Here is a 19481-nt window from a genome sequence, read left to right as displayed (position 1 = left end):
CGCATAGCCTCGCCGCGCTGAGCTATTGTCGTCATCGTGTGGGATCCCGATCAGCTGGCCGAGATCCCCGTGATCGCGGACCGGCTCCAGGCCGAGGGCGATCTGCTCGGCGAGTGGCTTGCGATCCGGATGCGCCTCGATCGGGGCGGGGTCGCTCGACCCGAGCGCAAGACCCTGCGGAGGCGCGCGCGGGCCCTGCGTGACCGCCTCGGTCCCCGGGTGATCCTGGCCCAGGATTCGCGCCTCGGTCGGCCCTACGTGGTCCGCGACCACGGGCAGATCGCCGACCTCAGCGTTGGCCAGGCGACGCCCGAACGGCTCGGGCTCCTGCTCGACCGGCCCGACGCGGCCTTCGTGCTGCGCCTGCGCCTGCGCGGGGAGATTGAGGCGCTGCGTGGATGCGTGGAGCTGTTGCTGGCCCCCGGCTCCTCGCCGGGTCGGAGCTTGCGCGAGCTCGGGCTCGAGCTCGTCGACGCGGGCGATGAGCCCGATCTCGGCGCCGGTCGGGCGCTGGGCGCCGAGCTCCGCGAGCGCGCGCAGGGCCTCGGCGAGGGGCTGCCGAGCTTGTTCGGCCTCGACATCGATGGCGTCTCGCTGGCGCTGCCCTTCGATCGGGTGGCCGTCGGGAGCGATCAACCCTGGACCGCGCGACGCCGGACGGCGCTCGGCCGGGCGCTGGCGAGCCCCGAGCCCGCGGATCGGCTCGGCGCGCTCGAGCGCCTCCTGGACCACGGCGAGGACGCGGGCCAGCTCCGGGCCCCGCTGCTTGCGATCATCGAGCGCGACCCCGAGCCTCGCGTGCGCGCGGCCGCGTTCGCGGTGGTGCCTCGGCTCGGTGAGGTCGCCGAGGCGATCATGGCGCTGTCCGCCGACGCGGCCCGCGAGCGCGACGACCCCCAGCTCCGTGACTGGCTGAAGCTCGCGCGCGGGCCGTGAGCGCGCCGCGGTCCGAGCCCGCGGCCGCGACCCCCTTTACGAGCTCTTGCGCTTCTTGGCCGTCTTGGCGCTGGCCTTTGGCGGGGCCGACTCGCTGGCCTCGCCCGCGAGCTGCTCGGCGAGCTTGGCCCGGGCCTTGAGCGCGCGCTTGTTGGCGCGGGTCGTGGCCGCGAGGACCTGCTCCTTCATCGGCGCGGCGAGCTCGTCGAGCTTCGTGCGGAGCTTGCCGAGCTCGGCCTCGAGCTTGCGGACCTGGGTGTCGGGCAGCCCGTCGATCTCGGTGAGGAGCTCGGCGAGCTTGCGCGCGGTCGAGCTGGCCTTCTTGAGCCGGTCGAGCTCGTCGGCGCCCTTGGGCTTGGGGAAGAAGTGGGGGTCGAAGCGGCGGCGCAGCTCGCCGAGGGCCTGGCCCTCGTTGAAGACCGCGTCCTCGAGCTCCTGGCGCAGCTCCGGCCCGGGCAGCTGCGGGACCCGGCCGCGGCGCCGCGGGAGCTCGGGATCCTCGTTGGCGGCCTCTTCGGTGGGCGGGGCCACGGCCTCGAGCTCGCCGACCGTGCGGTGGTAGTAGTCGAGCGAATCGTAGGACGGGATCGTGGTCGCGACGCCGTCACGCTCGAGCACGTGGGGGGCGTGGCGCTCGAGGGTGTTGTAGCTGATCGTCAGCTTGTCCACGGTCCCGCGCTTGAGCGTGAGCTCGTCTTGGGCGTAGGCGTACAGATCGCTGTAGCCCCACTTCTCGTACAGGTTGTGGGTCCGGACCTGGACGAGGATCTCGGCGAGGTCGACCCACGATCGGCGGAAGTTTTGGGCGCGGCGCACGGCCTCGATCCGCTTGGGATCGCCGCCGGTGCGCTCGAGCAGGGCCGCGAGGGCGTCGAGCTTTCGGGCACTCTTGGACACGGCCCGGAGTTGTAGCGTATTTGACCCGGGATCGGCGAGGGCCCGGCGACAGTGCTAACGTGGCTCCCGTGTCGGGCTCGGGAACGGCCGCGTGGATGCCGAAGCAGCCGGAGCAGGCGCCTGCCTCGGTCAGCGGGCCGCGGTTTCGGCGGGCCGTCACCGAGCGCGATCGCCCGACCCAGATCGCGGAGGGCGGAGGCGGGCGCGCGACTCGACCCTTTCGCTTCGGCAGCGAGGATCGTACCGATCCCGATCCCGCGCTCGAGCCCGGCGCGAGGGTCGGCGAGCGCTACCGGGTCGTGCGCTTGCTCGGCGAGGGCGGCATGGGTCGGGTCTACGAGGCCGAGCACACCGTGCTCCAGCGTCGGGTGGCGCTCAAGCTGCTGCGGCGCGACGCGGCGCGCGAGGCCGAGAACCTCGCGCGCTTCCAACAAGAGGCGCTCGCGGCCAGCCGCGTCGGCACGCCGCAGATCGTCACGGTCGTGGACTTCGCCAGCCACGCGGGCCCGGGCGGACAGCAGACCTACATGGTCATGGAGCTGCTCGACGGCGAGAGCCTCGAGGCGTGGATGGACCGGGGCGCGACCCTCGACGTCGGCCTCGAGCTGCTCGCGCAGCTGTGCGAGGGGCTCGCGGCCGCCCACCGAGCCAGCGTGATCCACCGCGACATCAAGCCAGCCAACGTGTTTTGCTGCGCGCCGGATCCGACCCGCGCGAGCGAGCGAGGCCGCGGCGACCCAGCGCTCGGCCCGGCGCAGATCAAGATCCTCGACTTCGGCCTCGCCAAGATCACCGCCGAGTGCCAGGGCTTCGTGACCCAGCAGGGCTCGCTCCTGGGCACGCCCTACTACCTCGCGCCCGAGCGGGTCATGGGCGCGCAGCTGACCCCCGCCGCCGATCTCTACAGCGTCGGCGTGATCCTCTACGAGATGCTGACCGGCAACGTGCCCTTCGTGGCCGAGAGCTTCATGGGGATCCTCGCCCGCCACGTCCACGACGAGCCCCTCGACCCGCGTCAGGCCGCGCCCGAGCGGCCGATCCCCGACGAGGTCGCCAGCTTGTGCATGACCTTGCTCGCCAAGGATCCGGCCGCGCGCCCCTCGGCCGAGGGCCTCGCCGCCACGCTGCGATCGCTGCGTTCGCGCCACCAGTCGACGCTCGCGCGGGTCGTCACGGGCCTGCGCGATGGCGCCTCGGGTCCGGGCGAAGACACCCAGGTGTTGGCCGAGGGTGGGGGAGGGCAGCCGGTCGCCGAGCGGCCGACGGCGCCGCCTTTGATGGACAGCTTCGCCACGGGCAGCAGCGTCGCCACGGGGGGCCGCGAAGGCAGGGCGATCGGACACACCGCGGCCGCGACCCCGAACGAACTCCGGCCCGAGCCCGCGGTGGCGAGGGGGCGTTCGCTAGCGGGGCGGCGCGTGGCGATCGCCATCGGCGCGGTGGTCCTGCTCGGGAGCGCAGCTGCGGCGGGCCTGTGGGTGTCGGGTGAAGACCGAGGCCCAGGTGCCGATGAGAAGGGGGCCGCGAACTCAGCGGTGCTCGCGGAGCCGGTCGACTCGCCCGCATCCACGCCCACGCCCACGCCCACGCCGACGCCGACGCCGGACGTGGAAGACCCGGTCGCGCTCAGCCCCGAAGCTCCCGAGCTCGCGCCGTCCGAAGCGGCGCCCGCCGATGAGACGGAGGCCAAGCCGCCTGCGGGCGACTCACGCAGCTCAGAGGGCTCGCGCTCCAAGCGCGGCTCCGGGGCCAAGCCGAAGCCGAAGCCGAAGCCCAAGCCCAAGAAGACCGAGCCGAGCCCGGCGGAGCCCGAGCCGGCCCCGGCAGATCCCCCACCGAGCACGCCCGATCCTCCGCCGCCCGACACAAAACCAGATCCGGAGCTGCCCACCATCAAAGACGACGTGTATGACTAGGCTCGTGCGCAACAGGACCGGACATCGCGTGTGCGCGGGGGCCGTAGCGTTGGCGCTCGGCTCGATGGCGCCGACGACGATCCACGCCGCGCCTGCCGAGGTCGAGGCGCCGCGCCAGGAATTGTCCGAGGCGCCCGCGCCCGAGTCGGCCCCGGACGCGGCGCTGATCCGCGCGGCCCTCGAAGACGGCGATCTGACGACGGCTCGCGAGCTCGCGCTCGCCCGCAGCGAGGCCGAGCCCAGCGCGGCCAACTTCCAGCTCGAGGCCGAGGTCTGGGAGGCGCTCGGCGACTACGCCAACGCCAAGCGAGCCTACGGCCAGGCGCTCGAGGCCCTGCCCGAGGGCGCCGACGAGCGCGAGGAAATTCGAGCCAAGATCGCCGAGCTCGAGGCCGCGTCGCGGGGGACCCGGGCCGACGAGCCCGAGTCCTCGCACCGCGAGCGCCTCGACCGTGAGCGCGCCGATCGCCTCGCGGCCCTGGCCCCGAAGCTGCCGCCCCCGCCCGAGGTCGTCGACACGCCCGCGCCCGAGCCGATCGTCAAGAAGTGGTACTTTTGGGTCACGCTCGGGGCGATCGTGGCTTCGGCGGGGGCGATCGTCGGGATCGCGGTCGCGTCTGCGGTCGAGGACAGCCAAGACACCGCCACGGGCGCGGCGCGCAGGCCGACGCCTGCGGGCGGCGTCGTGTTTCGCTTCTGAGGTGCTCCTTTGCTGCGTCGCCAGATCCACGCCTGCATGCTGTGTTCGTGGGTCTGCCCGTGGCTGGGGGCCTGCGCCGGGGCCGACGCTGCGCCGCCTGATCGGCGCGCGGAGGTCGTCGAGCCCTTCGAAGACGAGGGCGAGGGCGAGCGCTTCTTGGGCGAGATCGCGCTGCCGCTCGCGACCATCGACGGGCGCCGGATCGGCCCGACGCCGCTGATCCCCGCGCGGATCGGAGCTTCGGGCCAGGCCGTGATCGTCGAGTTCGAGACCACCGGTCTGCGCGGCGCGAAGGGCAAGCTCGGCCTCCTGCCCCCGCGCGGCGCGGCCCGCCAGGAGGTCGCCCACGACATGCCTGGCCAGCCCGCGGATCCACGCAGCGAGTGGGTCGAGATCACGATCGAAGACGACGGCCCGCAGCGCTTCGAGCTCCCGCCGCCGGGGCCCAGGTGGCACGCCGAGTGGGCCGTGGTCGCGCTCGAGCTCAGCCGCGGGCGCACGCTCCTCTCGGCCGTCGAGGGTCCGCGCTCCGAGATGCTCTCGGACCAGACCCGCTCGCCGGGCGGGCGCTTGATCCTGGGCCTGGTCCCCGTCGAGCCCCGGCCCACGCGGGTCGAGGCCCTCGGCCTGTCCTCGCCCGACGCGATCACCCTCGACGGCGTGCTCGACGAGCCCGCCTGGGCCGGCCGACCCGCGCGGCTCGTGCACAGCCGCACGGGCGAGCCGAGCACCGAGCTCGACGCGCGGCTCGGCGGCCCGAGCGAGGTGTGGTTCGCGTGGGATGAGGCCCACCTCTACGTCGCGGGCTCGCTGCCCGATCCCGACCTCTACGCCAAGCATCGCGAGCGCGATCAGCCGCTCTACCGTGACGAGGCCTTCGAGGTCTTCATCGCGGGCGACAATTCCGGCGCCCGCTACCTCGAGCACCAGGTCTCGGCCCGCAACGTCAAATTCGACGCGCGCTTCCCCAAGTATCGCGCGGGCGACGAGGCCTGGAACGGCGGCTGGCGCAGCGCCGTGGCCCTCGACGGCGAGCTCGAGCGCCGTGGCGGCGATCGGGGCTGGACCGTCGAGCTCGCGTTTTCGTGGGCCGAGCTGTGCGCCGAGACCACGGTCAGCTGCCCCCCCGCGCCCGGACAGGAGCTGCGCATCAACGTGTTTCGCCTCGACAAGCCCGATCGCAAGCGCCAGGTTGGCCTCGCCCTCAGCCCGACCCTCGAGCCTGATTTTCACGCCTGGGGCAACGCGGCCGAGCTGATCTTGGTCGAGCCGGGGGCGGGGTCGTGACGCGGCGTCCTCGCCCGTGGCGGCTCGCGGGCGCGAGCCTGGCCTTGCTGATCTGTGCCGCGCTCGGGTGCGACGGCGGCCCCCACACCCCGACCGCGGCCCCGAGCCCGAGCCAGGGCAACACCCGGCACATCCGCGAGATCGAGGCCGTCGCCCACGCGAGCGGCAGCCCGGCCCAGACCTACGGCGTCGATCGGGCGCACCCGCTCAGCGAGGTCGAGCAGGCGATCCTCAGCGCGATCGAGGACGGGTTTCGCGGCGACCTGACCCACGACCCCGCGCTCTCGGCCATGGTCGGCGACCTCGCCCTCGCCAGCCCCAGCCGCTTCGACATGCCCCCGACGCTGCTCGACGCGCTGCTGGCCTGGCACGGCGTCCCCGACCCCCAGCCCGCGGTCGTCGTCGTCGAGCTCCAAGGCAGCGATCACGGCTGCGACCGCGCGGCCAAGCCCGACTGCCAGGAGGCCCTCGACGCGCTCGTCGACGAGGTCCTCAGCGCCCTCGGCAAGGGCCGCTGGCGCGTCGGCGTGGGCGTCGAGGCCGTCGAGGGCGGGGCCAGGACCCGGATGATGGTCGCGCTCGTCGAGCGGGCGATCGAGCTCGAGCCGATCCCCGTGACCGTCGGCGGCGGCGCTCAGATCGAGGTCCGCGGCAAGCTCCTGGGCAGGCGCGCCAAGCCGCGGATCGAGCGGGTCGACCCCAAGGGCGGCTGGGCGCGGCTGCCCTCCGTGGTCGGGAGCGACGGCTCGATCCAGGCGGTGGTCCCCTGCGACGCCGGAGACGGCGCCTACCAGGTCGAGGTCCTCGCCGACGGCAAGCTCGGGCCCGAGGTCGTGGCCAACTTCCGGGTGTTTTGTGGCGTCGAGCGACCGAGCGAGATCCGCTTTGGCTACGAGCGCCTCGGGCCGCAGGTCACCAGCGCCGACATCGTGCGCAGCAACTTCGATCTGCTCAACGAGCTCCGCGAGGCCCGGGGCCTGCCGATCCTCGCGTGGGACGAGGGCGCGGCCATGGTCGCCAAGGCCCACAGCGAGGACATGGCGGCCAACGGCTTCGTCGGCCACGTCTCACCCAAGACCGGGGACGCCAGCGCCCGCTTCTCACGCGCGGGGATCGTTGGGACCGTCGTGCGCGAGAACGTCGCGCGGGGCTACGGGCCCAAGGGCATCCACGAGAGCCTGATGAACAGCCCCGGCCACCGCGCCAACCTCGTCGCGGCCGACGTGACCCACGTCGGGATCGGCGTGGTCTTTGGCGAGCCCGAGTCGACGGCCGCCGACGCGCCGCGGCCGGTGTTCCTGACCCAAAATTTCTACGCCAAGGCCGGCGCCGACGTGCCGAGCAAGCCGAGCTCGGCGCTGCGCGATCGGGTCGACGATCAGCGCGAGGCCGCGGGCCTGCCCGCGCTTCGGTGGGACGCAAAGATGAACAAGCTGGCCCAGCGCCGGGCCGACGGGGCCGCGGGCCTCGGGCCCGGGCTCGACGACGATGAGCTGCGCGAGCAGCTGTCCTCGCTCGGGCTCGGGGCGCTCGAGCAGCACCAGGTTGGGGCGGGGAGCTTCGAGGATCTGCTCGCGCTCGATCTGTGGGCAGCGCTGGCCGCCGACGCCAGGGTTGGGGTCGGCGTCGCCCAGGCCGGGGCCGACCAGGGCCTGGTCATGGTGATCTTCGTGGGGCGATGACGCGCCCGCGCGGGGTGTGACACGGAGCAAGCTTTTCGCGCCCCGAGCCCGGGTCTGCGGGCCTGGGACGACCTACGCTCAGGGTCAATGGGCGCTGAGCGGCCACACGCGCCCGCGAAGGGGCGATTGTCGCGCCCGAGGGGCGACGGTGACGCCCGTCACCGTGCGACGCCCCGTCGATTGCCGAGGTCATGGTCGAGCGTGGACTGTGCGGGGCGTGCGTGATGAATCGAGGAATGAATGGGGCCTGGGCGACTGGCTCGCAGGCAACGGTAGCTGGCTGACGACCTCGCTCGTGCCGCTGCTGCTGGTCATCTCGACCCCGCCCGTGGCCGCGCTGCTGTGGGTCGTGATGACCTTCTACGACGGCAGCATCGTGTTGGCCGCGCGCAGCCCGGCGAGGGAGCTCCTCGGCCACATCCCCGAGCCGAGCTGGACCGCGCTCGCGATGCTCCTCGGGTGGCTGGGCTTTCAGCTCCTGCTCTTGCGCGGGCTGCCGGGCAAGCGCCACCTCGGGCCCGTGACGCCGCGGGGCAACCGACCCACCTACCGCCTCAACGGCATCGCGGCCTTCGTGATCACCCACGTCGCGTGGTTCGCGGCGACCGGCCCGCTCGGGCTGTTCTCGGGCGCGGCGGTCTACCACCACTTCGGCGCGCTGCTGGTGACCTCGAGCTTGCTGGCCCTGGTGTTGTGCGCGTGGCTCTACGTCAAGGGCCTGCGCGCCCCGTCGACGAGCGACGCGGGCGGGACCGGCAACCTCTTGTGGGACTTTTATTGGGGCACGGAGCTGCACCCGCGGCTGCTCGGCGTCGAGCTCAAGCAGCTGTTCAACTGTCGCTTCGCGATGATGGGCTGGAGCATCATCGTGCTCAGCTACGCCGCGGCCCAGGTCGAGCTCCACGGTCACCTGAGCACCTCGATGGCGGTCTGCGTCGGGCTGCAGGTCGTCTACGTGTTCAAGTTCTTCTTGTGGGAGGGCGGCTACTTCAACTCCCTCGACATCATGCACGACCGCTTTGGCTTCTACATCTGCTGGGGCGTGTGCGCGTGGCTGCCGATCGTCTACACGATCGCGGGGCTCTACCTCGTGAACCACCCGATCGCGCTGTCGCCGGCCGTCGCCCTGGCCATCACCGCGTTCGGGCTGCTTGCGATCCGGGTCAACTACGCGGCCGACGAGCAGCGTCAGCGCGTCCGGGCGACCGGGGGCGAGACCAAGATCTGGGGGCGAAAGCCCGAGATCATCGTCGCGACCTACGTGCCCGCCGACGGCCAGCCGCGCCAAAACCAGCTGTTGGTCTCGGGCTGGTGGGGGGTCGCCCGGCACTTCCACTACCTGCCCGAGCTCGGGCTCGCGCTGGCCTGGACCCTGCCGGTCGGGACCGAGCGCCTGTTGCCGTGGTTCTATCCGATGTTCTTGGCGATCCTGTTGGTTCACCGCTCGCTGCGGGATGACGAACGCTGCGCGCGTAAGTATGGCCCGGCGTGGGCGGAGTACCGTCGGCGCGTTCGCTGGCGGATGCTGCCAGGGGTGTTCTAGCAGCCCGTTCGGTTGTTCGACTCGCCAGGCGTGAATTGCGCTGCGGCCCCGCGTGGATTTCTCCGAATCCCGTGAAACTCGGCGCGGCATCGGATAGCGTGGACGTGGTGGCCGAGTCCGCACACAGTCGCGTCGGCGGCTATCGGATCATCCGCAAGCTCGCTGTCGGTGGCATGGCGGAGATCTTCCTCGCCCAGCTCGAGGCGGCGCATGGCTTCACCAAGCAAGTCGTCCTCAAGCGCTTGCTGCCGCATCTGTGCGAGGATCCCAGCTTCGTCCGGATGTTCCTGGATGAGGCGCGCCTGGCCGCGCGCCTGAGTCATCCCAACATCGCGCAGGTGTTCGACATCGGCGAGACCGATGAGCGGGTCTACTACGCGATGGAGTACGTCCACGGCCCGGATCTGCGCGCCGTCGTCAAGCGCCTCGAAGCGCTGGGCGGGGAGCCGCCGCTGGATCTCGCGGTCGGCGTGTGCATCGGCGTGGCGGCCGGGCTGCACTACGCCCACACCGCCCGGGACGAGGCCGGCCGCGAGCTGGCGATCGTCCACCGTGACGTGACCCCGGCGAACGTGGTCGTGACCTACGCTGGCGTGGCCAAGCTGCTCGACTTTGGGGTTGCGAAGGCCAAGCTCGAGGGCCGCGAGAGCACGGCCGTGGGCGTGCTCAAGGGCAAGCTGCCCTACATGTCGCCCGAGCAGATCGACTGCAAGGTGGCGCTCGATGGGCGCAGCGACGTGTTCTCCCTCGGCGTGATGCTGTGGGAGCTGACCACGCTGCGCCGGCTGTACCGCCGCGACAGCCCGATGGAGACCATCCGTCAGATCACGCGTGCACCGGCCCCGCCGCCGTCGAGCGTGCGCAAAGACTACCCGCCCGCGCTCGAGGCGATCGTGCTTCGGGCCCTGGCCCGGGACCGCGAGCGGCGCTACGCCGACGCCTTCGAGCTCCAGCGCGCGCTCGAGCTGTTCGCGCTCGACCTCCAGCTGGTCGTGTCGGGCTCGCGGATCGCCGAGCGCATCGCCGGGCTGTTCGCCGAGGAGCTCGAAACGGAGCGCGTCGAGCTCGAGTCGGTCCCGCGCGAGATCACGGACTCCGAGGTGTTCACGAACAACTGGGAGCCCGATCCCGACCCAGAGACCGGCGTGATCGACGACGAGCTCGACGCGCCCACGCGCGTCTCCGTGTGCACGCCGGAGCCGGAGCCGGAGCCGGAGCCAGCTCCCGCGCCCGCGCCCGCGCCCGCGCCCGCGCCCGCGCGGCCCGTCGACAACAATGAGCCCGAGCCCGAGCCCGAGCCCGGCCCGCGCCGTCGGCAGGCGTGGCCGTGGGTCGGTGGTGCGGTGGCGGGTGCGTTGGTCGTCGCGGGGCTGTGGAAGGTCGCGGGGAGCGAGGCGTCCGACCCCGAGCCTGTGACCCCCACGCCAGCCGTGTCTGCAGCGCCGAGCGCAGCCCCTCCGCCGCGAGCGGACCCCAGCCCGGCAGCTTCGCCGGCTCCCGTCGAGGACGCCGCCGATGCTGCGGCGGCCAGCGGGGCAGGGGAGGAGCCCGAGCCCGCGCTCGCCGAGCCCAAACCGACCCCCAACAAGCGCCGCACCCCCCAGAAGAAGCCAACCAAGGCCAAGGCCAAGCCCAAGCCCAAGACCAATTGGAACAAGAACTCGTTGGCGCTCCCTGACTGACCATGCCGCGTCGCCCCCTCATCTCCTTGCTGACGATCGCTGTCGTGACCTGCGTACCGCTGACCTCGGCGTGGGCGGCCCCGGCCGCGCCCGAGGACGCGAGGGCGCACTTTGAGGCGGCCGCCGAGCTCTACGCGCGCGAAGACTACGCAGCGGCCGCGAGCGAGTTCGCGATCGCCTACGCCTTGGATCCCCAGGTCGACACGCTGTTCGCCTGGGCCCAAGCCGAACGCCTCGCCGAGCACTACACCGAGGCGCTGAAGCTCTACGAGCGCCTGCTCGAGGGCGAGCTCTCGGCCAGCCAACGCGAGGCGGTCCAGACCTTGCGCTTTCAGGTCAGGGGCGAGCTGGAGATCGCCCAACCCGAGCCGGCGGCGAGCGAGCCCGAGCCAGTCGAGCCCACGACGGCGCCCAGTGAGGGCTCCGGCCCGGCGCCCAGCCAGGATCCCGGCCACGACCCGGCGGCGGCCAAGGGCGGCGGGGCGCTCGTTGGCGTCGGCGTCGGGATGACGGTGATCGCGGGGGGGCTGCTGATCGGAGCCGCGGTCGCCGACGGCCGCGCGCGCGGGGCTCAGACCTACCCCGAGTTTGAAGCCGCCTATGATCCGCGCACCGGTCGGGGCCGCGGATCGGTGGCCTTGTACGCCAGCGGCGGCGCGATCGCGGCCGCTGGCCTGACGACGTTGATCGTCGGCATCGTCCGCATGAAGCGGTCGAGGCAGCAGCGACCCGTCGCGTTCGCGCCAGTCCTGAGTCGAGATCGAGTCGGCGTGGCGCTGACGATCGGGAGCTGGCCATGACCCGGCGCGTGGCCCCGGTCCTGGGCTTGCTCGCCCTCGCGCTCGTGGGCCCGAGCGCGCCGGCCTGCTCGGTGCCGACGAGCTTCGTGTGCATCGACGAGAGCCAGTGCGGCGCCGGCCTCTGCATCGCGGGGGGCTGCGCGTTCCCCAGTGACGACTGCTTCAGCGGGCTCAAGTATGGCGCCCTGTCGTCCGAGCAGCTCGCGGGCATGTGCGTTCCGGTCGATACGGGCGTCGCGGATCAAGACGGCTCGGACGAGGAAAGCACGCGCGAGACCGGGGCCTCGACTTCAGATGGCACGGGCAGCGGCGAGTCGGGCGACGGCGAGTCAGGCGACGGCGAGTCGGGCGACAGCGAGTCGGGCGAGACCGAGTCGGGCGACAGCGAGTCGGGCTCGACCGACGTGACCGACACGGAGACCGAGACGACCGGCGGGATGATCCCCGACACGGCGATCGCCCACTACAGCTTCGATGACATCGCGGTGCCCACCATCTTCGATGACACGGGCAACGACTACCACGCCGCAATGGGCAACGCGCAGTCAACCGCGCCGGCGATCGTTGGCGAGGGCTTGAGCTTCGACAAGCTCGATCGCGTGATCGTGCCGCTCGCGGTGCTCGCCGGGCGTACGGCGTTCACCATCGAGTTCTATCTGTTCGTCTCGGAGGTGACCCTACCGCGGCAGTTCCTGGTCTACTACGGCGACGAGAGCGACACCACCGCGAAGCCGAACCTGACGGCCTACATCGAGTACTCCGTCGCCCCGCAAGAGAGCGGGCGGGTGGTGTGGACGACCGCCAACGAGGCGACGGGGCTGGTCGGAGGCAGCGGTCTGGCCGACAATCAATGGCATCACGTCGCGATGACCTTCGACGGCCAGGGGGTGCGGCTCTACGTTGATCACCTCCTCGACGCCGTGGACCCGCTGGTCATTGGCTTTCTCGATCCGAACCTTCAGTTCATTCAGATTGGCGGGGTGCCTTCGGGCTTCGGCGGCTTCAACGGGATCATCGATGAGCTGCGCTTCAGCGAGGGGGCGCTCAGCCCGGCGCAGATGCAGCCGGCGCCCTAGCCTTCAAGGGGCCTTTCAATAAGGCCCCTCGCTGCGGCGGCGAAGTCCCCTCCGCTCACCCCTAAATCATTCAGCTTTTTGAATTCAGCGCTTGATTTAGGACTAGCCTAGCAGCCCGGGGTGCAATGCATCGTGTCGCCTCGCGCCGGAATTTTCGCCGAGGGCGCGAAGCCAAAACGCGGCTGTACCGGGCGTACTGCAAGTTTTGGCGACAAAGCCCTCGGCGAAAAGGCCAAGCGAGGCGGCGCGAGGTATTGCACCCCGGGCTGCTAGCTCGAGGAGCTCGCTTCTTTTGACCCTCGCGAGAGCTTGCGCAGCGCAGCGCTGACCTCGGCTTTCGTCGAGAGCGGGAGCTCAACGAGGTTCTCGATCACCCGGCAGATCCCACCAAGCAGCTTCTCATCATCGAAGCCCATCCGGTCGTAGACCGCTTTGAAGTCCGGATGATCCTCAAACTCCGAGACCAACATCCCGATCGGGTGCTGAACCTTCTTCCGCCCATAGCGCCACACGAACAGGACCTGCACGGCGATCTTGCGCTCGGCGTCCTTGTCCGAGGCGCGCTCGAGGTGACGCTTGGCGTAGGCCAAGAAGTGTGTGGCGTGGCGGGCCTCATCGCGGGCGAGCAAGCGGGCGATCGTGGCCAAGACCGGCTCGGGCGCGTACTTGGCCAGGTTGCCGTAGCCGAACGAGGCCATCATCTCCGAGATGATGTTCATGGTCAGCGTGCCCATCCGAGCCTTCATGAACGGAAAGGTCTGGCGCCCCTCGGTCATGAACGCCGGCTCGAATTTGACGCCAAAATGGTCTAGCCACTGCATCAGCGCCTGTGGGTGGCGGGTCTCCTCGAAGAACCATGTAGCGAGCCACTGGCCAAAGTCCGGGTCGTCCACGAACCCGAGCTCGAAGAACTGACGAACGGCGTCGAAGGTCGTCAGCTCCGAGCGGGCGATCTCGCGGACCATCGCGAGCCAGAAGTCGTTGACCAAGCTGTCGTCGATCTCATCAAAGGGGATGTCCGACATGTTCCAGCGCCCGCGCTCGGATTGGCGGTAGAGCTGGTAGTAGACGCCGTCGTTCAAGAGGTCTGTGGTCATGAAGGTGTCGCTCCGATCGCCGCGGTGCCTGCTACTGGTAGCGGATCAGGCCCAGGTCCAGGGCCGACGCCAGCGCTCGCTTGGCGCTGTCGTTGTCGTCTTGGTCGCGGACCCAGGCCAAGACCTTGTCGCCGCGCTCGGCCGCGCCGAACAGATCGAGCAGCGCGGGCTCGGCCGTCAGCGCGAGGTCGTGCTCGAGATCGACGACGGCCTCGCTGCCCTCGACCGTCACCCGCCACAGGCTCGGTCGCGCGACCTGCAGTCGCCGGCCCGCGAGCGCTGGCAGGCGGATCGACGCGGGCCGATCCGAGCCCAGTCCCGAGCCCGACGGGGACGCTGGGCCAGGCGGCTCGACCCACCATTTGGTCAGCAGCCACCACTCTTCCCACTGCTCGGGCCGGGCGAGGATCTGGGCTTCGAGCCAGGCAAAGAGCGTGCGCATCAGCTCGGCCCGGGCCTGTTTGCGCGTCAGCCCTGCCGCCGCTTCAACGGGGGCCTCAAAGGTGAAGCGGGCCGTGTCTGTGCGCTGATCGAAGTGCGTGACGACCGGGACGATGGCCGCGCCGGTCGCCTGGGCGAGGGCCGCGATCCCTGGCCGGACCCACACGTCGCGGCCGAACAAGCTCGCGCGCACCGAGCCCTTGGCGACGAGCCGTCCGTCGATGCCGCTGTTGCCGTCGATGAACATGACGGCGGCGCGACCGGCCACGACGGCCTTGCGCAGCCGCCACAGCGACATCGCGTCCTCGCTGTCGATGGTCTCGAAGGCCCCGAGCCCGTGGGCGTCGAAGGTCCCGGCGTCCATGTACATCGGCAACATGCGCTGGGCGACGTCGGAGTTGAGGAAGGCCTGGTTGCGGGCGTCGACGAGCAGCGAGACCGGGACGCCCGCGTGGAGCAAGGCCAGCGAGGTCCAGTGATAGCCGCCGAAGTGGGCGGGGACGACGATCACGCCGCGGCCCTCCGCGCGGGCGGCGTGGAGGTGCTCGGCGCCGAGGCACTCGATCTTGGGCCAGGTCCCGGCGTCCATCCACCGGCTCATCAGGAGGCGGGGCCACGACGCGACCCGTGCGGCGAGGTGGAGGGCCTCGGGCCGCCCGATGTCGAGCTCGGACAGCAAAGGATAGATCGCGCGCAAGGTCTCGACCCGACGGCGGGCCTCGAATCCGGGGCTCGAATGGTTCGGATCGGCCTCGCTCATGGTCGACCCCGGTCCATGAGATCTGCGAGCTCGAGCACGATCTGCGCGCCGACCCGGCCGGTCAGGCGATCCCCTGGCTGGTCGTGACACTCGACGAGATCGGCTCCGACGACGCGACGCCCGAGCAGGCAGGCCCGCAGCGCCTCTCGCAGCTGGCGCAAGCGCAGGCCGTCGGGCTCGGGCGCGCCGGTGCCGGGCGCGACCGAGGGGTCGAGCACGTCGACATCGACGCTGACGTACCACGGCAGCTGCGGGTCGACGGCGGCGACGATCGACTCGGGGTCGCGCTCGACGTCGGCGGCCGTGAAGCGGCGGTAGGCGTCACGCTCTGGGGGCAGGGCCTGGAACCCACGCACACCCACTTGAACCAACTTGGCGACCTGCGGCAGCGCGAGCGCGTGCCGCATGACGTTGGCGTGCGTGACCGTGGCCGGCTCGTCGACTGGCCCGAGGTCGCCGTGCGCGTCGAAGTGCAGCACGCCAAACCCGCCGGGGTGGACCTCGGCCAGAGCCCGCAGCGCCGGCAGGGTCACGCTGTGATCGCCGCCGAGCAGCAAGCAGCGAGCGCGCTCGCCGAGCAGCCGCATCCGCGCCTCGAGGGCCGCCGCGAACACCGGCCACGCGCAGCCCGGATCGGTGACGAGATCGCCGGCGTCCGCCATCACGGCCCCGACCAACATGCGCTCACCGAGCTCGACGTGGGGCAAGCCAGCCGCCTCGACCCCGACACGGACGCGCAGGGGAAAGCTGCTCCCGGCTCGGCGCAGGGCTGTGGGTCCATCCCTGGCTCCGCGCGGGTAGGCGCTGGAGGTCGCGTCGTCGAAGCGCGCGCCGAGCACGACGATGGGTGGCGAGGAACCAGGCAGCACGTTGGGCCACACGGGCAAGCGAAACATCGGCTGCAGCGGGGCCTCCCAGCCGTAGGGCGGAGGCTGAAGCTCGGGGCCGACGAGCAGCTCGAGCTCGACCAGGGTCTCGATGAACGCCAGCATTTCGGCGGATGCGCCGGGCAACACCTCATCGACCCGCGCCGGCGTAGCGAAGCGCTCGAGGACCACCAGCGCGTCTGGCGTGAGCTCGAGGATCTGGTCCGGCTCGGATCGCAAGAACGCGTGCCGAGGAGAACCTGGCACGCGCTCGAAGTGCGGGTGGAGCTTGAGCGAGCGGCCCAAAACACCCAACGGACTACATCTTGACGGCGACGTCGACGTCGTCGAACCAGCAGCGCCCGCTGTTCGCGGACGCGGCCCGGTTGAGCACCGCGTCGAGGCCGGCGATCGACACGCCATTATTTTTGACCGACACGCCGAGGTTCAGCGTGTGGCCGGTCTTGGTGAGACCGAGCTTGGGCTCGCCCTCGAGGGGGGAGGCCTGCATCACGAAGCCGCCCTGCTTGGGGTCGATGCGGACGGCGACCTGCAGCTTGGTGCCCTCGACCTGCATCTCGACGACGCGCTTGGGGTTGATCGGGACGGCCCCGGCGTTCGCGGTGGAGGAGGTCCCAGAGACGGCGAGCGCGGCGGCGGCAGCTGCCCCCACGCCAAGCTTGGCCAACAAATTACGACGGGTCGAGTTTTTCATCTTGCGCGGATTTCCCTGCCGAACCGTACCCCTCGGATTTTTTGGTGTCAAGGTCTTTCGGGACAATGTTGATTCGTTCCATGACAGATGCCGCGATTGCGGTCGGATCAATCAATGGAGTGCGCGAGCGCGGCACGTCGTCGGGAGACGCCAATAGCTCGTCGGGATCGATGCCCATCTTGGCGAGTGCCTCGCGATATTCACCGTCGAGCGCTTCGATTTTGTTGGCGCGAAACTGCTCGAGGCTTGACTGAGAGCCCAACAGCGCCGCGAGCGGGTCCGCGAGGCCAAGCTGGGGGACGTGCAGACCGCGTTCGTCGACGATGTAGCTGAAGTCGAAGCGCCGCAGCTCCCCGCTCATCTCCGCGTACTCCCACGACACGGATCCAGCAATCAACCCAATCAGTAGACCTGCACTAATAACAGTATAGGCAGTCCGCAGGGGGTCCTCTCCGGGTGCAGCCACCAGGCCCCCATCTTCGAAGCGGGTGGTCCAGTAGCGACGCTCACCTGCGTCGAACACGACCTCGTACTGTCGGACGAGCTGCCAGCGCTGATGGAGCGAGAACGCGCCCGAGTTCTCGGCGATGAACTCGGGCAGCACGTCTTCGAACAGGCTCTGAATCGCCGCCTCGCACTCGCCGACGGACGCGGTCTCGCCGCGGTGCTCTTGGAGCGGGGGCCCGAGGAGATCGAGCGGCCGAAACGCCCGATCTCGCCAGTCGTAGTCGCGGGTGGTCGAGACGTAGTTGAGCAAGCCTTGCTCGTGTGAAATCCCTCGTGGCGAGGCGGTAATCGCGTCCCCGGGCTCGAGGGTCAAGACGCGCTGTGCCAGGTCGGGATCGAGGCCCGCGAGGTCCGAGACGAAGCGCTCGCGCGTCAGCGGAAACAGCGCAGCGTTGGTCCACGCGGCGACACCGATCGCCCAAAACCCACACGCGCCGGGGACCAGCACCCTCGGGTTGATGCGCCCGATCATGGCCAAGATCCGGCTGTACATCCGATGGGGAAATTGCGGCCCGATCCCGCTCGATACGCCGGTGTCGTGGAGCGGCTGCCACGGCGCGAGCAACACGTCGATCGCTCCGAACGCGCGCAGCACCCCGTCGATCGCGCTGAGGCTCGGGAAGGTGTCGACCATGTTCCACACCGTGACGCCGCCGTGGCGAACCAAGAAGCCGTGCTCGCGGGCGCCGGCGCTCGCGGGCGTGGGCACGAGCTCGAGCTCGCCGATCGTCACGGGCTCGAGGTCCTCGACCGGCACGACCTGCGCGAAGCCGAGCCCACGCAAGCACGCGATCATGTCGGGGTCCGCGGGCACGAGCACGGGGATCCGGCGCGGCAGCAGCGAGATGCTCGGCAGATCAAAGTGGTCCGCGTGGGCGTGCGAGAGCACGACCACGTCGAAGTCCGGCAGCGCCTGGATGTCGACGCGACGCGGAGGATAGACGTCGTAGACGCCCTCGTGATGCTCGTCGTGAAACAGCGGGTCGAACAGCACCGCGCCCCCGTCCGTGCGGATCAGGAGGTTGGCGTGGCCGAGCATCTCGACCCTCAATTTGGCTGCCTCCCGAGCGCGGCGAGCTCGCGGATGATGTAGGCGGCCAGGGTCTCGACGCTCATGAAGTCCTCGCGCGCGATCTCATCGAAGTCGAGGTCGTACTCGTCTGCGAGGGCCGAGACGATCTCGAGTGAGGCGATCGAGTCGAGGTCGAGGCCGCCCTCGGTGTCGGGCGCGAACAAGATCGCGTCGCGCGGAAAGTCCTCGACGGTGAAGTCCTCGAGCTCGAGGCGCTCGATGATGATCGCGGAGATGCGTGTGGCGACGGCGTCGGTTGGTTGGTTCATGGCTGATGCTCCGGGTGGACGAGGGCGAGGGCGGCGACGCTGCCACCAAATCCGAGGCCGTTGCAGACGGCGACGGGGATCTCGCGGGCTGCAGGCTGGGTCGGCAGGCGCAGCTTGGGCCCGTGCGCGACGGGCTGGTCGAGGGTGATGTTGGCGGGCACCAGGCCGCGCTCCATGTTCAAGATTGCGGCCACCGACTGGACCGCGCCTGCGGCCCCGAGGCTATGACCGGTCTGGGACTTGAGCGAGACCACGTCGACGGGCTCGGTCACGCCGATCGCCTCGGCGACGCGATCGATCGCGCGCAGCTCGGCCTCGTCGTTGGCGGGCGTGCCGGTGCCGTGGGCCGAGACCAGGGCCAGGCGCTCGGGGCCCGAGACCTCGGCCAGGGCCCGACGCATCGCGAGCTCGACGCCGCGGCCCTCGGGGTCGGGCGCCGTTGGGTGGTAGGCCTCGCCGAGGTAGCCGTAGCCGCCGATCCATGCCCGCGCTCGGGCGCCGCGCGCTCGGATCGCGGCTTCGCGCTCGAGCACGACATAGGCCGCGCCGTCGCCGAGCGAGAGGCCGTCGCGCTCGAGGTCGAAGGGGCGCGCGCCGCGAGGGTCGAGCGCCTTGAGGCTGGTGAAGCCGGCGAAGCTGAGCAGTGAGAAGGTGTCGTGGCCCCCGGCGATCACGCAGTCCGCTCGGCCCGACTCGATCAGGCGCAGGCCCTGACCGATCGCGTTGAGGCCCGCCGAGCAGGCGGTGTTGAAGGTCAGGCTCGGGCCGCTCGCGCCGACGACTTGGGCGATCCTGGCCGCGATGATCGAGGGCAGATCCAGCAGCAGGCTCGGGTCGTTTGGCTCGCCGGCCTGGGTCTGGCGCAGGTACTCGAGCAGGCCGTGGTTCGAGCCGTGCGAGGTCCCGTTGCACACGGCGATGCGCTCGCTGGGGTAGCGCTGCGTGACCCGCCCCGCGTCGACGACCGCGTCGAGGGCGGTCTCGATCGCAAACTGGGCCGGCCAGTCAAAGGGCGTGACGGGCAGCTCGCGGCCACGCCACGACGACACGATCGAGGCCGGGATCGGCAGCTGCATGCCGCGCTTGGTCTTGAACCATGGGTCTTCGATGTCGGCCGCGACCGCGACCTGCTCGAAGCGCCGGTCCGACTGGGCCATGGCCTCGCTCAGCGCCGCGGGGCCGCGGCCAAAGCAGGTCCAGACCGAGAGTCCACAGATGCCCACGCCCATGCTCAC

The 19481-nt window shown here is 70.8% G+C and carries 17 protein-coding genes; 9 read left to right on the top strand and 8 right to left on the bottom strand.

All coding sequences use genetic code 11. The features are described from left to right. Window positions 1-36: 36 nt before the first annotated feature. Window positions 37-936, top strand: a complete 900-nt coding sequence (locus ENSA5_RS00875; protein WP_106389651.1) for a hypothetical protein — start codon at window positions 37-39, stop codon at window positions 934-936. A gap of 36 nt (window positions 937-972) precedes the next feature. Here ENSA5_RS00875 and ENSA5_RS00870 read toward each other — a convergent pair whose 3' ends face one another. Further along, window positions 973-1833, bottom strand: coding sequence for a hypothetical protein (locus ENSA5_RS00870; RefSeq protein ID WP_106389650.1), 861 nt, complete (start codon window positions 1831-1833; stop codon window positions 973-975). Between the two features lie 68 nt (window positions 1834-1901). On the opposite strand from ENSA5_RS00870, the gene ENSA5_RS00865 reads away from it, so the two are divergent. From ENSA5_RS00865 to ENSA5_RS00830, 8 genes are all read left to right on the top strand, one after another. Next, window positions 1902-3749: a serine/threonine-protein kinase gene (locus tag ENSA5_RS00865; RefSeq protein ID WP_146155183.1), complete on the top strand. Its 1848-nt coding sequence runs from the start codon at window positions 1902-1904 to the stop codon at window positions 3747-3749. A gap of 64 nt (window positions 3750-3813) precedes the next feature. Then, the gene (locus tag ENSA5_RS00860; RefSeq protein WP_181197121.1) at window positions 3814-4449 is read left to right on the top strand and encodes a YfgM family protein; all 636 of its coding nucleotides are present in this window, start codon (window positions 3814-3816) and stop codon (window positions 4447-4449) included. Window positions 4450-4458: 9 nt separating this feature from the next. Next, entirely contained in the window at window positions 4459-5736 is a 1278-nt protein-coding gene (locus ENSA5_RS00855) for a carbohydrate-binding family 9-like protein (RefSeq protein ID WP_106389647.1), read from the top strand. Continuing rightward, window positions 5733-7418, top strand: coding sequence for a CAP domain-containing protein (locus ENSA5_RS00850; RefSeq protein WP_146155181.1), 1686 nt, complete (start codon window positions 5733-5735; stop codon window positions 7416-7418). The genes ENSA5_RS00855 and ENSA5_RS00850 overlap by 4 nt, the downstream gene beginning before the upstream one ends. Window positions 7419-7635: 217 nt before the next feature. Further along, a complete protein-coding gene (locus ENSA5_RS00845; protein WP_146155180.1) occupies window positions 7636-8961 on the top strand; it encodes a phosphatidylethanolamine N-methyltransferase family domain-containing protein in 1326 nt (441 codons plus the stop codon). Window positions 8962-9068: 107 nt separating this feature from the next. Further along, window positions 9069-10643: a serine/threonine-protein kinase gene (locus ENSA5_RS00840; protein WP_146155179.1), complete on the top strand. Its 1575-nt coding sequence runs from the start codon at window positions 9069-9071 to the stop codon at window positions 10641-10643. Between the two features lie 2 nt (window positions 10644-10645). Further along, window positions 10646-11443 (top strand): hypothetical protein, encoded by a 798-nt coding sequence (locus tag ENSA5_RS00835; RefSeq protein WP_106389643.1) that lies wholly within the window; start codon window positions 10646-10648, stop codon window positions 11441-11443. Continuing rightward, complete coding sequence (locus ENSA5_RS00830) at window positions 11440-12519, top strand: LamG-like jellyroll fold domain-containing protein (RefSeq protein ID WP_106389642.1); 1080 nt, start codon at window positions 11440-11442, stop codon at window positions 12517-12519. The genes ENSA5_RS00835 and ENSA5_RS00830 overlap by 4 nt, the downstream gene beginning before the upstream one ends. A gap of 269 nt (window positions 12520-12788) precedes the next feature. Here ENSA5_RS00830 and ENSA5_RS00825 read toward each other — a convergent pair whose 3' ends face one another. The 7 genes from ENSA5_RS00825 to ENSA5_RS00795 form a co-directional block, all read right to left on the bottom strand. After that, window positions 12789-13616 (bottom strand): acyl-ACP desaturase, encoded by an 828-nt coding sequence (locus tag ENSA5_RS00825; protein ID WP_106389641.1) that lies wholly within the window; start codon window positions 13614-13616, stop codon window positions 12789-12791. Between the two features lie 31 nt (window positions 13617-13647). After that, the gene (locus tag ENSA5_RS00820) at window positions 13648-14817 is read right to left on the bottom strand and encodes an LpxL/LpxP family acyltransferase (RefSeq protein WP_106389640.1); all 1170 of its coding nucleotides are present in this window, start codon (window positions 14815-14817) and stop codon (window positions 13648-13650) included. Next, complete coding sequence (locus ENSA5_RS00815; protein ID WP_181197119.1) at window positions 14814-15923, bottom strand: arginase family protein; 1110 nt, start codon at window positions 15921-15923, stop codon at window positions 14814-14816. Before ENSA5_RS00815 ends, ENSA5_RS00820 begins: the two co-directional genes overlap by 4 nt. 79 nt (window positions 15924-16002) lie before the next feature. Beyond that, window positions 16003-16398, bottom strand: a complete 396-nt coding sequence (locus ENSA5_RS00810; protein ID WP_146155178.1) for a hypothetical protein — start codon at window positions 16396-16398, stop codon at window positions 16003-16005. Then, entirely contained in the window at window positions 16376-17944 is a 1569-nt protein-coding gene (locus ENSA5_RS00805) for an MBL fold metallo-hydrolase (protein ID WP_146155177.1), read from the bottom strand. The genes ENSA5_RS00810 and ENSA5_RS00805 overlap by 23 nt, the downstream gene beginning before the upstream one ends. Window positions 17945-17952: 8 nt before the next feature. After that, window positions 17953-18246: an acyl carrier protein gene (locus tag ENSA5_RS00800; protein ID WP_106389636.1), complete on the bottom strand. Its 294-nt coding sequence runs from the start codon at window positions 18244-18246 to the stop codon at window positions 17953-17955. Next, window positions 18243-19475 (bottom strand): beta-ketoacyl synthase N-terminal-like domain-containing protein, encoded by a 1233-nt coding sequence (locus ENSA5_RS00795; protein WP_258182690.1) that lies wholly within the window; start codon window positions 19473-19475, stop codon window positions 18243-18245. The genes ENSA5_RS00800 and ENSA5_RS00795 overlap by 4 nt, the downstream gene beginning before the upstream one ends. Window positions 19476-19481: the final 6 nt, after the last annotated feature.

The sequence above is a fragment of the Enhygromyxa salina genome, from assembly GCF_002994615.1.
Taxonomy (GTDB): domain Bacteria; phylum Myxococcota_A; class Polyangia; order Nannocystales; family Nannocystaceae; genus Plesiocystis; species Plesiocystis salina_A.
Note: the sequence above shows the minus strand (reverse complement) of the source record. Positions and strands in the feature narration are given on the sequence as shown.

Coding starts and splice junctions, on each gene's coding strand:
- ENSA5_RS00860 (WP_181197121.1), top strand. CDS start 3,814: ATGGCGCCGACGACGATCCACGCCGCGCCTGCCGAGGTCGAGGCGCCG.
- ENSA5_RS00835 (WP_106389643.1), top strand. CDS start 10,646: ATGCCGCGTCGCCCCCTCATCTCCTTGCTGACGATCGCTGTCGTGACC.
- ENSA5_RS00830 (WP_106389642.1), top strand. CDS start 11,440: ATGACCCGGCGCGTGGCCCCGGTCCTGGGCTTGCTCGCCCTCGCGCTC.
- ENSA5_RS00825 (WP_106389641.1), bottom strand. CDS start 13,616: ATGACCACAGACCTCTTGAACGACGGCGTCTACTACCAGCTCTACCGC.
- ENSA5_RS00820 (WP_106389640.1), bottom strand. CDS start 14,817: ATGAGCGAGGCCGATCCGAACCATTCGAGCCCCGGATTCGAGGCCCGC.
- ENSA5_RS00810 (WP_146155178.1), bottom strand. CDS start 16,398: ATGAAAAACTCGACCCGTCGTAATTTGTTGGCCAAGCTTGGCGTGGGG.
- ENSA5_RS00805 (WP_146155177.1), bottom strand. CDS start 17,944: ATGCTCGGCCACGCCAACCTCCTGATCCGCACGGACGGGGGCGCGGTG.
- ENSA5_RS00800 (WP_106389636.1), bottom strand. CDS start 18,246: ATGAACCAACCAACCGACGCCGTCGCCACACGCATCTCCGCGATCATC.
- ENSA5_RS00795 (WP_258182690.1), bottom strand. CDS start 19,475: ATGGGCGTGGGCATCTGTGGACTCTCGGTCTGGACCTGCTTTGGCCGC.